The sequence below is a fragment of the Nocardia sp. NPDC019219 genome, assembly GCF_040632645.1.
Lineage (GTDB): Bacteria > Actinomycetota > Actinomycetes > Mycobacteriales > Mycobacteriaceae > Nocardia > Nocardia sputorum.
Genome location: NZ_JBEYCG010000001.1, coordinates 674,072 through 686,929 on the forward strand (window position 1 = coordinate 674,072; position 12,858 = coordinate 686,929).

A 12,858-nucleotide genomic window follows, 5' to 3' on the forward strand; every position below is an offset into this window, starting at 1 on the left:
CGCGTGTTCTTCATCGCGCAGGCCCTTTTCTGGTCGCTGTCCTACGTGGCGCGGCCGCTGGTGCTGCTCGCGGTGCAGCCGGACCCGCATTACGGCGACAACATCTCCGACCCCCGGCTGGCTGGTCTGGGGTACGACCGCGGCATCGGTCTGGTGCTCGACCACGTCGTGTTCGGCTTGTGGTGTTACGCGCTGCTGGTGATCGGTTACGCGCTCTGGCGGCGTCGGCACCCGCCTCGCCCCGTCCCGGCCGCGGTCGCGGACCCCGGCGTGATGCCGACTCTGCTGGCGCTCTACGCGCTCGGGCTGTTGGGGCGGGCGGCCTCGGTGGCCACCGGATCGCTGGGCGCCGCCGGTGAGGTCAGCAGCGGCAACCCCCTGCTCAGTTTTGTCGCCACGTTCGCCGGGATCGCGGCGCTCGGGATGATCGTCTTCCTCCGGCCCGCCCGGCCGCAGACCACGGCGCTGGTGCTCGGCGCGCTCTTCGCGGGCGAACTGTACTGGTCGTCGGCCGTGCAGTCCAAGACGCCGATCCTCGCCGCCGCACTCGCTCTCGCCGTACGGTTCTCGATGCTCGGCTGGAACCGGCGCACCACGATCGGTGTGGCACTGATCGGCGTGCTCGGCGTCGCCGGATTCGGCTGGCTGCAGTCGTTCAAGAACTCCGGCACCGCCGCGCTCGACGCCACCCTCGTCGACTCCCGCTACCCGGCGGACGTGCGGCCGTTCCTGAGTATCCTGCGGCGCTTCGACCTGCTCGAAGCCGCCACCGATGCCTACTTCGTCGGCCCACGCGGCTGGTTGTCCCCCGGCGAAGTGCTGCACCATGCGAGCCTCAGCCTGATCCCGGCGCAGGTGCTCGGCGCCGAGAAACTCCAATCCGGCACGGCTTGGGCGAACGACGTGCGTGGCGCGTCGGTGGATATGAGCACCGTGTCGGTGTCCCTGGCGGAGGGCAACGTGAACGAAGGCTATCTGCTCGGCGGCGCGGCGGGCGTGGTCGTCGCCGTCGTGTTCACCTTCGCGCTGCTGCTCGCCTGGGAGCGATCGCTGTACTCGCGGTACTTCCCCGTCCTGGTGCTGGGCCTCGCGATCACCGGCGCATCCACCCTGTTCGAACGCGGCATCCTCGGCAGCTTCGAGAATCTCGGCAAATTCGCGCAGTCGGCCGTGCTCGCCTGGTTCGTCCATCTGATCGTCACGGAATTCCGCCGCCGCCCGACGCCGCTCCCGGCACCGGCGCACGCTTCAGCAATTACGAAGACATGAGGTCGCAGTCCATGGGTTTGATCGATATCTGGCACATCGTTCGGCGGCGGTGGGTACTGATCGCCGTGATCGCGCTGACCGTGACGGGGGCCGGCGTCTGGTACGCCTCGTCGCGGGCGGTGACGTACGTGGCCAGCAGCACCATGTACGTCTCGATGGCCACCGGTACCTCGGTCAACGACTCCTACCAGGGCGGCCTGGCTGCCCAGCAGCGCGTGCGGTCCTATCTCGAACTGGCCACCAGCGCCGCGGTCGCGGAGCGGGTCGTCCACGATCAAGGGCTGACGGAATCCCCCGATGAGTTCCGCGGCCGGATCACCGCCTCGTCGCCGCCCGCCACCACCATCCTGGAGATCGCGGTCGCCGCGCCCACCGCACAGCGGGCGCGTGATCTCACCGACGCCACAGTCGCCCAGTTCCGAGCCTTGGTCGATAGTCTCGAGTCCATCGAGACCGGCGCCGCCCCCGCCGCCCGCGTCTCGGTCGTCGACCGTGCCCGGCTACCGGCCGCTCCGGCCGGTCCCGGCACGAGCCGGTTCGTCGCGATCGGCCTGTTCGGTGGACTGTTACTCGGCTTCGCCGCCGCATTCCTGCGTGAACGCACCGACCGGCGCGTTCGCACCAGCGGCAACCTCGCCGATGTCGCGCCGGTTCCGGTGTTCGCCGACTTCGGCAACGGTGAATCCGCCGCGGAGTCGGCCCGGCGGCTGCGCAATCACCTGCGGGGCGCGCAGACCATCGAATGCACCAGCCTCACCGACCGATCGCGGTCCAAGGTGGCGCACACTCTGGCGCTGGCCTTCGCGGATGCCGGTCATCCGGTGATCCTCGTCGACGCCGACACCTCCGGCGGCGGAAGCTCCGGTGCCATGCCAGGTCCGGGCCTGACGACACTGCTGCGCGGCGGCGTACCACTGGACCGGGCGATCACCGCCGACTGGGGCGGGACCGGGGTCGCGGTGCTGCCGATCGGGCACATCGAGCCGGACACCTCCGACCTGATCGCCTCGGAGCACTTCGCTCATCTCGTCGCCGATCTGCGCGAGCGTTACTACCGCGTGGTCATCGAGACCGCGCCGGTCAGCTCCGCCGCCGACGCGGTCGCCGTGGCGCCCTTATCCGATGCCGTCCTCGGCATCGCCGATCTCGGCAGACTCACCGAACCGCAGTTGCGTGCCGCCCTGACCGCGTTCGGCACGGCCGGGCTGACCGGTGTGGTCAGCCACCGCACACCCGGTTCGGCGGTGGACCGGCTGATGGAAAGGTTGAAGGTATGAGCGACGACTTTCTCCGGCGGCGCCGCTTGCTCGCCGCGACTCTGGGTGCGGCGGCCGCGATTCCGCTCACCGCCGCCTGCGGCACAGCCGAGCCGGACGACCCGCAGTTCCGGTCGCCCACCACCGATGCGCCCGGAGCGCGCAACGTCCGGGATTTCGGAGCCGTCGGAGACGGAATCGCCGACGACACCAAGGCATTGGCCGCAGCCGTGGCCGCGGACCCGAACGGGCCGCTGGTGCTCTACCTGCCCGCCGGGCACTACCGGGTCGAGTCGATGCCCGATCTGCCGGACTACGCCACGATTCTCGGCGACGGCGCCGACGTCACCACGATCGTCTACGCGGGCAGCGGCACTCTGGTGCGGCTGCGCAAGCGCAGCCGGGTCCGTTTCGCCAGGCTGGGGATCTTCACCACAGGTCCCGGCTCGACCGCGGTCGAGCTGTCGGAATGCTTCCGCTGCTCCTTCGACGCGGTGGTACTGCGCGGCAACCACCTCAGCGACAACCATCCGCAGTACCTCACCCAGCGCGGCGTCGTGTTGCGCGACAACACCGGCGGCACCGCCTTCATCAACTGCGATATCAACAACTTCGGGATCGGACTGACCACATCCTGTATCCAGAACTACGTCACCTCCTCGAAGTTCACCAGCAATCACACCGGCGTCCTCGGCACCGGCAACGACCACAACGCCGGGCTGGCACTCACCAACGTCGAATTCGTCTCCGATCAGAACCCGCTCACCACCGACCGCCACCTGCGGGTCGACGGCGCCGCCAACGACTGGTGGCTGACCAACGTGTGGTTCGAAGGAGCCGAGGTCGCCCTGTCGGTCGGTGAGAACGGGCGCGGTGGACCCGCGCAGTTCGGCATGGTCAACGCGAAGGTCGCGGCCCGTTCGGTCGGGCTCGAACTGAACTACTGCCGACAGCCGTATCTGGCGAACGTGATCTTCGACGCGGAGTCGCGGCCGCCGGGCATCCCGGTGCGCGTGGATCCCGTCGGCTGTCCGGAAGGCACCGCGGTCGGCTTGATCTCCGGGATCACCGACGACATTCCCGTCGAGACGTTTCCGACCGGCTGGAACATCCTCGGCCGCAGGGGCATGCGCACGCCGCGCTTCACCGGCACCGTGGTGTCCCAAGCGGGGCCGCACGGCGCGGACGTGTTCCAGGCACAGAGCGGCGACGGCGCCGTCCGCGCCGCGGTGACCGCCGACGGAACCTGGGTCTGCGAGCACGCCGACAACGGTCCCGTGCTCAAGGCGCCCGACGGCGGATACTGGCGGCTCACCGTCTCCGACGACGGGAAGCTGAGCACGGTAGCGCTCGGCAGGAAGCGTCCCGGCGGATGACTCGACGACAGCACCGCCGCATCGAAGCGCAGCCTGCCATCACCGGTCCCATCGGTACGGCGGTGCGGTTGCGGCCGCCGCGCTTCGACGATTTCGCGGAGTGGCGGCGGATCCGGCTCCGTGACCGCGCGATCATCGAGCCCTACTGGGTCAGCTCGGAACAGGACTGGCCCGCCCGCCACACCGCCCGCCACTGGGTGCGGGAATGCCTCGACAACCGGGCCGACGCACGCGCCGGGCGACGGATGAGCATGGTCATCGAGGTGGCCGGTCGGTTCGCCGGGCAGGTCGAACTGGCCTCGATCGACGCGGCGACAGGCAGCGCCGAGCTCGGCATCTGGATCGGCTCCGCCGTCGCGGGCGGCGGTATCGGCGCTCTCGTCCTGACCATGATGACGGCCTTCGGATTCGACAGCCTCGGCCTCATGCGAATCAGCGCACCGATCTCGCCCGGCAACATCGCCGCGGCCAAGATCGCGGCCGCGGCGGGCCTGCGGTACGAAGCCCGGATGCGCGCCTATTTCGATGCCGGTGGCGCACGCCGCGACCACGAACTGTGGGCGGTGACCCGCGCCGATCGGCCCGACCGCGGGTTCACCGCCGTCTATCCGGCGCGGCAACGCCTCAACCCGATGACGCCGCAGTTGCCCGCCGCCTCTGCCGCCCCGCACGGGCCGCCCCCCATGAGCATCGCGGCCGCGCATCTGCGGTACCAGCTATCCCGATTGCGGCGGGTGTTCCGGTGGCTGCGGGGCAGCGCCGCCATCGCACTCACCGACTCCGACGACCGCGGGCGGGTGCTGGTGCGATCACGCCGTGTCGCCGACTTCCGGCAGCGCCGCGCGGCCCGTATCCGCAATCGTGCGACGCTGGCACGTGATCCGCACATGTCACCCGCCGCCTGGCTGCGCCGGCATTCCCTGCGCCACTGGCTGGCCGAACTCGCCGAAGCCAGAACGGGCCTGCGTTCCCGGCCAGGGCTGACGCTGACGATCCTGGACGACGGCCGCTTCGTCGGTGAAGTCCGGCTGCACGGGCTGGACATGTTCGATCGCAACATCCGGCTCAGTATCTGGACCGATGCCTCGGCTCGCCCGGAACTCCGCGCACGCGTGCTCCGCCTGCTGGTGCACCATGCGACCGAACGGCTCGGGATCCTCCGCATCGCCACCGCGATCCCGGTATCCGACCTGGCCGCCGCGGCTGCGGCGGCCGCGGCCGGGTTCGCCGAGGAGGGGCGGATGCGCGGGCACCTCGATGTCTTCGGCCCCCGAGGCGATCACGACCTCTGGGCGTACAGTCATCCGGCTGCCACGACTGCCCCCGGATGACGTGCCGACCCGTCGACGGCCGAGTCCGTGAGTTCGGCGACCGCGTGCACCCCGCCGCACGACCACAACGCCTCCGGTCGGTCACGCGACCGGCTCGACGCCGGAGCGTAGCCCGGTCCGACACTTCCGCTCTGCTATCCCGGCTTCCCGCCGGTATCCGCCCGCACCGCACACGGAGCATCAGATGAACCTGCACCCCGACGTCCCACCGCACCACGGGTTCGCCCGCAGCAATGCGCTGCAGCGTCGGCTGCACGAACTGGTTCCAGGCGGCGCGCACACCTACGCTCGCGGAGCCGACCAGTACCCCGAGCAGATGGCGCCGATATTGGTGCGCGGCAAGGGATGCCGAGTCTGGGATGCCGACGGCAACCAGTACGTCGAATACGGGATGGGACTGCGTTCGGTCACCCTCGGCCATGCCTACGCACCGGTTCTCGACGCCGTGACGACCACGATCGCCGACGGAGTGAACTTCAGCAGGCCGACCGAGCTGGAATTGCTCGCGGCCGAGGACTTCCTGGACCTCGTTCCCGGTGCGGACATGGTCAAGTTCGCCAAGAACGGCTCCGATGCCACAACAGCCGCCGTCCGGCTGGCCCGGGCCGTGTCCGGTCGCCGGCGGATCGCCGTCTGCGAGCAGCCGTTCTTCTCGGTCGACGACTGGTTCATCGCGACGACACCGATGTCGGCGGGCATCCCCGATCATGTCGGCGCCGAAATCGTCCGGTTCCGCTACAACGACGTCGACGCTCTCGCCGCGGTCCTGGTGGGCGACAGCGTGGCCGCGGTCGTCATGGAGGCGGCCACCGCCACGGCGGAACCCGAGCCCGGCTACCTCCAAGCGGTACGCGCGCTGTGCGATCGGCACGGCACCTTGCTGGTGTTCGACGAGATGATCACCGGATTCCGCTGGGCCGCCGGCGGCGCGCAGTCCGTCTACGGCGTGACTCCCGACCTGTCTTGCTGGGGCAAGGCCATGGGTAACGGATTCCCCATCTCGGCCCTCGCCGGACGGCGCGAATACCTCGAGCGAGGCGGCCTGCGCACCGGCGCCGACCGCGTATTCCTGCTGTCCACCACGCACGGCCCGGAAACCAGCGGGCTCGCGGCCTTCCGCGCGGTCGCCGCGGCCTACCGGACCGGCGAACCGATCTCTCGTATGGAATCGGCCGGCGCCGCACTGGCGACCGGATTCGCCTCGCTAGCAGACGAACTGGGCATCGGTGACCACCTCCGGGTCCGCGGTCGCTCCTCCTGCCTCATCTTCGAAACCCTCGATTCCCACGGAAAACCCAGCCAGGCATTCCGCACCTTGTTCCTGCAAGAACTGCTCCAACGCGGAGTACTCGGGCAATCCTTCGTCACCTCGGCGGCACACGACCACGACGCGATCGCCGCCACCTTGTCGGCTTGCGCTGACGCGGCCCAGGTGTACCGCATCGCCCTCGAACGCGGCACCGTCGACGGACTGCTGCGCGGACGATCGGTCGCTCCCGCGCTTCGCCGCACCGCAGCACCGCGACAGATCGAAACGAGCACATCCCGATGACCGCACCCCGCATCGCCATCGTCCACGAACGATTCACCGAATTCGGCGGGTCCGAAGCCGTGGTGGGCGAGTTCGCCCGCACCTGGCCCGGCGCGGACATCTACGCGCCGATCGTCATGCCGAACGGAATCCGCCCGCCCGTCCAGCACGTCCACGACAGCTGGCTGTCCCGCGCCCACATGCTGACCCGCGGTCGGCACGCCCCGCTGCTGCCGCTCGTCCCCCGTTCCCTGCGACGTATGCCGTTGCGGGGCTATGACGCCGTGGTCGTCAGCCACCACTCATTCGCCACTCAGGCCGCACTGGCCACCGACGCGCCCGTGATCGCCTATGTGCACAGCCCTGCCCGGTGGGCCTGGGATCGAGAGTTCCGCATCCGCGAAGCCGGCGGACGGGCCGGCCAGGTCGCGCTCGGCGCCCTGGGCGCACTGGCCCGTCACGCCGAGCTGCGAGCCGCGCCTCGCTTGGCCAGGGTGATCGCCAACTCGACCGCCGTCGCCGACCGGATCCGCGACTGGTGGGGCGTGCCCGCCACCGTGATCAATCCCCCCGTCGATGTCGACCGCTTCACCCTCGATCCCGCACGCGCCCGGGAGGACTTCTTTCTCTACGCCGGTCGCCTCGTTCCCTACAAACGCGCCGATCTCGCCATCCGAGCCGCCCAACTCGCCGGGAAACGGCTGGTCGTGCTGGGCGACGGACGGTTCCGGTCCCAGCTCGAAGCTCTCGCCGGACCCGAGACGACTTTTCTGGGCGCCACCTCTACCGACACTCTGCGGGACATGTACCGACGCTGCCGAGCCCTGCTCATGCCCGGCGTGGAAGACTTCGGCATCGTCCCGGTCGAAGCCATGGCCTGCGGTACCCCGGTGATCGCCATCGGCGCGGGCGGCGCGCTCGACACGGTACGCCCCGGCACGACAGGCGAACACGTCGCTCCGGGCGCCGATCCGGACGTTGTCACCCGCCTGGCCGCGGCAATGGCGAACTTCGACACCGCCCACTACGACCCCCGCGTCATCCGCGCCCATGCGGAAACGTTCGCACCCCCCGCATTCCGGGCACGAATGGCCGCATGCGTCGACGGGTGATCGGCCTCGTATCGAATTACCGCCTGATCCGACCGCTCGAGCGGTGTCCCACATGATCACGCCATGTCCGCAGACGCTGCACGCCACCGTGCCGGGCTTCAGATCACGACCGCTTAGGACCGCCGTGGATAACGTGCGCGGTGAATGCGTCCCACGCGCCAGGTGTGAACACTAGCGCTGCGTCGGCCGGGTTCTTGGAGTCCCGCACGCCGACCATGCCGCCTTCCAGGTACGCGACTTCGACGCAATCATCCTTGCCGCCGCTGTGGCTGCTCTTGAACCAGCGTGTCCCGGATAGGTCCATGCTCATGGCGCGTACTCCTTTGCCACCTGCCGTAGCAGGCGCTTGCTTTCGGTCCGCCCCAACGCTACTCGCTGAATCTTCTGGAAGGCGTTGCGATAACGGCGCACGCTGTCCGGCCTTTCGAGATGAATACTGCCCGCGTAACTCTCGATGTACACGACAGGCGGCTCGAGCGCCTTGCCATCGCTGCTGGTACCGAAATCAAGGATCGTGAACGGCCCGGCCGTCGTACCCACTGGGTAACCTGCCGTGTCGGGCAGCACCCTCACCGATACGTTCGGCGGCAAGTCTGCGAGGTGGCGGCACTGTCTCGCCATCACTCTGGGACCGTGGACTACCCGCCGCAGAACTCCTTGATCGATGACGAGGTCGACGTGGAGGGGAGAGACTGTGCGCAGTATGAGGTTCTGGCGTTCCCGTCGTACGCGAAGACGCCGCTCGCGCTCTTCGGGCAAATCATCAACGAAGTACACCCGGTCCAATGCCTCGGCGTACTCGCGTGTCTGGAACAAGCCGGACACGATATCCGGCCGGTAGATGGTTACCGATTCGGCCGCAGACTCCAAGCCGAGATACACCCCGAAACTAGGTGCAACCTGGTCGGTGTACTCGTCCCACCAACTCGGCTCCATTCGCTGAGCAGCGAGCGCTTTCAGCTCACTTGCCCGTTCAGGCTGTCGATAGAGCCGACACAGGTTGTCGATGTCGGAATCGGCGATCTTGTTCGCGTTGCCCGTCTCGAGCCGTTGCAATGTGCCGGACCCCCGACTGATCGCCTTCGCGGCCATCAGGATCGACAGGCCGGACTCCAGGCGCATCGCACGTAGGACGCGGCCCAGTTGCCGATGTGGTACGCCCGGAGTTCGGGCCTTGGATGACGACGAAACGGTGTTGCGCTGCGAATTCCCCCTGGTGAGCGGCTTGACCACGCTGCTGTCCCCTTCTGGTAGATGGCAAGCACTGCATTGGTGGGTGGCCCCACCCCCGAGCTGTGGATGACGCTGCTGCGGCGCCACGGGTGCCACCGAACAGCAAGTATGGGTGGTCACCTGGGAAAACGAGACGGTTTTCGCGAATCACTCATTGGATCACCCATGCGTGGCGGGGGACTGCTGTGCTGCGCGCGTGCTCTGGAGGGTCGGCTGCTTTCGTGGGTCGGCAGAACCGGGCGCTCGTCAACCGTCTTTCTGTTGCGAGAGGGGAACAGATGGAAACGCATGGAGATACACCGTTGTCGCGGTGCCTGTTCTACCGGCGGGAGTGCGACCTCCCCGCTGTGGTCGATCCGCCGGAACTCGGGCGAATAGTCATGCGCGCGGGATCGGTGTGGGCGATGACGATGCCCACTCGTCTCGGGCAGGCGGTGAAGGCGCACCTGCAGAGCGGAGGCGTCGCACTCGGGCCGATCGTGGGGCATCCGCGTTCGGGGCGCTGGACCTTTCTCACGCAGCCTGATCTACCCGATGACGTGCGGTTGTTCGCCGAGTTGTTCCGACTGGACGTGGCGGTCGCGCGGTCCGGAGCGACGATCGCGCTGCCTTCGCCCACCGCTGCCGTGGGAGCGATCCGGCATTGGATCGTGCCTCCGCGCAATGCCTTTCGTCCATCGGGCCACTTGGTGGTCGAGGCCGTTCGGGCATGGGCGGATCAGATGCCGCGTACTCGGCGCAGGCCGGGAAAATCCCATGTCGGATGACGTCTCTCGCGCTCGGCGGTTCCTCCGCGTCGAGGAGTTGCGGTCGCGGCTGGCGCATGACAATCCGCAGTGGGCGGTATCAAGTCCCGCGAATGCCAGGAATGCGCTCGAGCTGCACTACGACTGCGACTATTCATCGTGCGCGACGCGCGTCGCGGCGGTGATCGTCAGCCGCGAGGACTACCGATACTTTCGCCGCGCCGAAACGAACACCGCTGAAAAGGTAGCTGGCCCCAAGACGCCCACACCGGGATCAGGTGCCTGATGTGCGGCGGTTCCTGCACGAATCCATCGGACGACGTCCACGTGAGCGTATTCCTGCACGGTCTTCGAATGGATTTCGCCGCATGCGTCACGGCGGCTATGACATTCGCGCGCGAATGGCGGCACGCCCATTACCCCGACGCGGTCGAAATCCTCCCGGACGGCGCAGAGGGCTTCCCCCGCCTCCCTTGCGAACGGCTGTATTGCGAGCGTGCCGCACACCGAGTCAGCGGTAGCGGGTAAGCGCACGCCCCGGGAGGGGGTGGTCGGTCAGCTGACGTTGCGAATCATTTCGACGGAAACGAAACCGATGGCGACCCGATCAGCGGCGACGGGTGAGTGCGCGGCATGGGGAAGGGGCCGGGACCTCGCCTCGGAGGTATGAGGTGGGCGGGACGCCCATCAGGGTGCGGAAATCGGCTGTCATGTGGGACTGGTCGTAATAGCCCGTGCCGGTGGCGATATCGGCCAACGGTGTGCCGTCGGTTCGGGACAGCACCCGGCGGACTCGGTCGATGCGTGCGAAGTGTTTGGGGGAGACGCCGATTCCATTGGCGAACAGATTGCGGAGTTGGCGTTCGCTGACCGAGAGGCGCGCGGCCAACTCGGTGACGGAGAGCGGGTGGTCGGCGGCGATGGCGGCTACGGCGGTGGTGAGGAGTCGGCGGTTGGCGCGCCGGGCCGGATCGTCGGGGATGCGGCGCGGCAGTTCGTTCTCCAGGTACGGCACGACCTCGTCGTGGTCGAGTTCGATCAGCTCGGCGGCCAGGTGCGCGACGGGGCCGGGTAGATCGTCCAGTCGCAGTACGCGATCGGTGAGGTCGGCCGCCGGAACGCCGAGCAGCGCGGGGACCGTACCCGGGGCCAGCCGCAAGCGGATACAGCCCGCGGGTTTGCTCGCGCGTGAGTAGCTCGCCTTGGTCTGCGGCCCGACGACGAGCGCGACACGGTGGTCACCGATCTCGGCGTGCTCGGTGCGCAGCACGATCGTGGTGGCGGTCTGCGGCACGTGCGCGAACGGCTCGGACAGGTCGAGCACGGTCGGTATGCGGCCGAGTTCGGCCAGCCACGGCCGCAGCGACTCCGGCGCGGCCTCGGACGTCTCGACCGACTCGGCGGTCACGACGGCCGGGCGCAACAGGGTGGTCACCGCATCCACTGTAGGCAGCCGCGCGCTGCCCGGGTGTGCCGGAATTTCCTAGAGACCTGCGCGAACGCCCGGCACGGTGATTCGCATGATCGTGATCACCGGTGCGACCGGCACCATCGGCAGTGAAATCGTCCGGCAGCTGAGCGAGCGCGGGACCGCAATCCGCGCCGTCACCCGCGACCCCGGCCGGGCCGCCGTCCCCGCGGGCGTCGAAGTGGTGCGCGGCGACTACACCGACCTGGCGTCCATGGCGAAGGCGATGGCCGGTGCGGAGGCCGCGTTCATCGTCGGCGTGCTGGGCCCGGAGTACGTGGAGCTCGACCGTGCGCTCATCACCACGGCGCGGGACGCGGGAGTCGGCCGCATCGTCAAACTGTCCGCCATCGGCACCGGCGACACCGGTCTCGGCCGCGTCGGCACCTGGCATCTGCCCGGTGAGCAGGCCGCGCGAGAGAGTGGCGTCGACTGGACCATTCTGCGCCCCAGCTCCTTCGCCTCGAACACCCTGAGCTGGGCCGCAGCGATCCGTGCCGGACATCCGGTGCCGAATATGACCGGCGACGCGGCTCAGGGCGTCGTCGATCCCCGAGATGTCGCCGGAGCCGCCGTCGAGGCATTGATTTCCGCCGATCACGCGGGCCGGATCTACCACCTGACGGGACCGGAATTGCTCACCACGCATGATCTGGCCGCGACTTTGGCGACAGTCACCGGCCACCCGGTGGATGTGACCGATATTCCCGAAACCGAAGCGCGAGCACATATGCTCGCGTCCGGAATGTCCGCCGAATTCGTCGACGGCGCACTGGCGGGGCAGGCATATGTGCGTGCCGGGCACAACGCGATCGTGACCGCCGATGTAACCGAAATACTCGGCCGTGCAAGGAGTTTCGCCGAATGGGCCGCCGATAACGTGAATGCCTTCACGGCTGTCGGCAACACACCGTAGGCTGCTTGTGATCAGTGCCACATCGAATTGCCGAACGATGCACACTCGGCAAAGGTGACATGACCGGCCGTGCGGCCGGTGTGCTTACACGAAAAGGAAATTCGGATGCGTCAACGGGTCATGACGGTCTTGGTAGCGCTTGTGGCAGGCGGGTCCGCCGCCGCGTTCGGCGGGGCGAGCGCGTCCGCCGTGGCGGTGAACCCTTTCCCCGGCGGCACGGAGGTCTACTTCGACAACAATGAATCCGCGGCGATCGCGAACCTGAATCTCGGCCCGGCGTTGAGTCAAGTGGCCGTCGCTTGGTCGCCGGGCGCGAAAGCGATGCTCGGCGAGGGGATCACCGAGCACGCCCGGTGGGCAGGCGAATCCCCGACCGGCGGAGTGTCGATCGAGGTCTACGGGTCGTTCCTCCAGCCCTCGCTGGTCACGGTCACCACCCTGCGCGGCTGAGCTATTTCCGTTTGTGATTCGGTGTGCCAGGGGTATGCTCGCCCATGGCGTTATGCGCATGCATTGCCCGAATCCGCTGTGCTCGAGCGTAGGGTTCGGGCAGCGGCGGCGAGCAAGCGCGCGGCCAGACATCCGGCTGCCGCGCCTTCGGTGCTTACCGACCTGGAGAC

At 68.4% G+C, this 12,858-nt stretch carries 13 protein-coding genes; 10 read left to right on the top strand and 3 right to left on the bottom strand.

The features are described 5' to 3' along the window. Nucleotides 1–3 precede the first annotated feature (3 nt). The 6 genes from ABZ552_RS03065 (at nt 4) to ABZ552_RS03090 (ending at nt 7,875) form a co-directional block, all read left to right on the top strand. Nucleotides 4–1,269 carry a hypothetical protein gene (locus ABZ552_RS03065; RefSeq protein ID WP_357435340.1) on the top strand — a complete coding sequence of 422 codons (1,266 nt, stop codon included), beginning with the start codon at nt 4–6 and terminating at the stop codon, nt 1,267–1,269. An 11-nt stretch (nt 1,270–1,280) separates the two neighbouring features. Continuing rightward, on the top strand, nt 1,281–2,546 hold the full coding sequence (locus tag ABZ552_RS03070; RefSeq protein WP_281876658.1) for a Wzz/FepE/Etk N-terminal domain-containing protein: 1,266 nt from the start codon (nt 1,281–1,283) through the stop codon (nt 2,544–2,546). Next, nucleotides 2,543–3,901: a glycosyl hydrolase family 28-related protein gene (locus tag ABZ552_RS03075; protein ID WP_357435342.1), complete on the top strand. Its 1,359-nt coding sequence runs from the start codon at nt 2,543–2,545 to the stop codon at nt 3,899–3,901. Before ABZ552_RS03070 ends, ABZ552_RS03075 begins: the two co-directional genes overlap by 4 nt. After that, entirely contained in the window at nt 3,898–5,232 is a 1,335-nt protein-coding gene (locus ABZ552_RS03080) for a GNAT family protein (RefSeq protein WP_357435344.1), read from the top strand. The genes ABZ552_RS03075 and ABZ552_RS03080 overlap by 4 nt, the downstream gene beginning before the upstream one ends. Before the next feature lie 184 nt (nt 5,233–5,416). Next, on the top strand, nt 5,417–6,784 hold the full coding sequence (locus ABZ552_RS03085) for a glutamate-1-semialdehyde 2,1-aminomutase (RefSeq protein ID WP_281876663.1): 1,368 nt from the start codon (nt 5,417–5,419) through the stop codon (nt 6,782–6,784). Further along, nucleotides 6,781–7,875, top strand: a complete 1,095-nt coding sequence (locus ABZ552_RS03090) for a glycosyltransferase (protein ID WP_357435346.1) — start codon at nt 6,781–6,783, stop codon at nt 7,873–7,875. The genes ABZ552_RS03085 and ABZ552_RS03090 overlap by 4 nt, the downstream gene beginning before the upstream one ends. A gap of 103 nt (nt 7,876–7,978) precedes the next feature. Here ABZ552_RS03090 and ABZ552_RS03095 read toward each other — a convergent pair whose 3' ends face one another. Together ABZ552_RS03095 and ABZ552_RS03100 are read right to left on the bottom strand one after the other, a co-directional pair. Then, the gene (locus ABZ552_RS03095) at nt 7,979–8,185 is read right to left on the bottom strand and encodes a DUF397 domain-containing protein (RefSeq protein WP_357435348.1); all 207 of its coding nucleotides are present in this window, start codon (nt 8,183–8,185) and stop codon (nt 7,979–7,981) included. Continuing rightward, complete coding sequence (locus ABZ552_RS03100) at nt 8,182–9,108, bottom strand: helix-turn-helix transcriptional regulator (protein ID WP_357435350.1); 927 nt, start codon at nt 9,106–9,108, stop codon at nt 8,182–8,184. The genes ABZ552_RS03095 and ABZ552_RS03100 overlap by 4 nt, the downstream gene beginning before the upstream one ends. Nucleotides 9,109–9,386: 278 nt before the next feature. Between ABZ552_RS03100 and ABZ552_RS03105 the strand changes: the two genes are divergently transcribed. Together ABZ552_RS03105 and ABZ552_RS03110 are read left to right on the top strand one after the other, a co-directional pair. Next, on the top strand, nt 9,387–9,875 hold the full coding sequence (locus ABZ552_RS03105; protein ID WP_357435351.1) for a DNA-directed RNA polymerase subunit beta: 489 nt from the start codon (nt 9,387–9,389) through the stop codon (nt 9,873–9,875). Then, nucleotides 9,865–10,140: a hypothetical protein gene (locus ABZ552_RS03110; protein ID WP_357435353.1), complete on the top strand. Its 276-nt coding sequence runs from the start codon at nt 9,865–9,867 to the stop codon at nt 10,138–10,140. The genes ABZ552_RS03105 and ABZ552_RS03110 overlap by 11 nt, the downstream gene beginning before the upstream one ends. Before the next feature lie 321 nt (nt 10,141–10,461). Here the strand turns inward: ABZ552_RS03110 and ABZ552_RS03115 are convergent, their stop codons facing one another. Continuing rightward, nucleotides 10,462–11,289 (bottom strand): helix-turn-helix domain-containing protein, encoded by an 828-nt coding sequence (locus tag ABZ552_RS03115; RefSeq protein WP_357435355.1) that lies wholly within the window; start codon nt 11,287–11,289, stop codon nt 10,462–10,464. A gap of 85 nt (nt 11,290–11,374) precedes the next feature. On the opposite strand from ABZ552_RS03115, the gene ABZ552_RS03120 reads away from it, so the two are divergent. Beyond that, nucleotides 11,375–12,238 (top strand): NAD(P)H-binding protein, encoded by an 864-nt coding sequence (locus ABZ552_RS03120; RefSeq protein WP_281876672.1) that lies wholly within the window; start codon nt 11,375–11,377, stop codon nt 12,236–12,238. 105 nt (nt 12,239–12,343) lie between these two features. Continuing rightward, nucleotides 12,344–12,688 (top strand): hypothetical protein, encoded by a 345-nt coding sequence (locus ABZ552_RS03125; protein WP_159849012.1) that lies wholly within the window; start codon nt 12,344–12,346, stop codon nt 12,686–12,688. Nucleotides 12,689–12,858 lie beyond the last annotated feature (170 nt).

Bases quoted from the DNA above. Each gene is read 5' to 3' on its own strand.
- ABZ552_RS03070 (WP_281876658.1), top strand. From the start codon at position 1,281: ATGGGTTTGATCGATATCTGGCACATCGTTCGGCGGCGGTGGGTACTG.
- ABZ552_RS03095 (WP_357435348.1), bottom strand. From the start codon at position 8,185: ATGAGCATGGACCTATCCGGGACACGCTGGTTCAAGAGCAGCCACAGC.
- ABZ552_RS03085 (WP_281876663.1), top strand. From the start codon at position 5,417: ATGAACCTGCACCCCGACGTCCCACCGCACCACGGGTTCGCCCGCAGC.
- ABZ552_RS03090 (WP_357435346.1), top strand. From the start codon at position 6,781: ATGACCGCACCCCGCATCGCCATCGTCCACGAACGATTCACCGAATTC.
- ABZ552_RS03075 (WP_357435342.1), top strand. From the start codon at position 2,543: ATGAGCGACGACTTTCTCCGGCGGCGCCGCTTGCTCGCCGCGACTCTG.
- ABZ552_RS03110 (WP_357435353.1), top strand. From the start codon at position 9,865: ATGTCGGATGACGTCTCTCGCGCTCGGCGGTTCCTCCGCGTCGAGGAG.
- ABZ552_RS03125 (WP_159849012.1), top strand. From the start codon at position 12,344: ATGCGTCAACGGGTCATGACGGTCTTGGTAGCGCTTGTGGCAGGCGGG.
- ABZ552_RS03105 (WP_357435351.1), top strand. From the start codon at position 9,387: ATGGAAACGCATGGAGATACACCGTTGTCGCGGTGCCTGTTCTACCGG.
- ABZ552_RS03120 (WP_281876672.1), top strand. From the start codon at position 11,375: ATGATCGTGATCACCGGTGCGACCGGCACCATCGGCAGTGAAATCGTC.
- ABZ552_RS03080 (WP_357435344.1), top strand. From the start codon at position 3,898: ATGACTCGACGACAGCACCGCCGCATCGAAGCGCAGCCTGCCATCACC.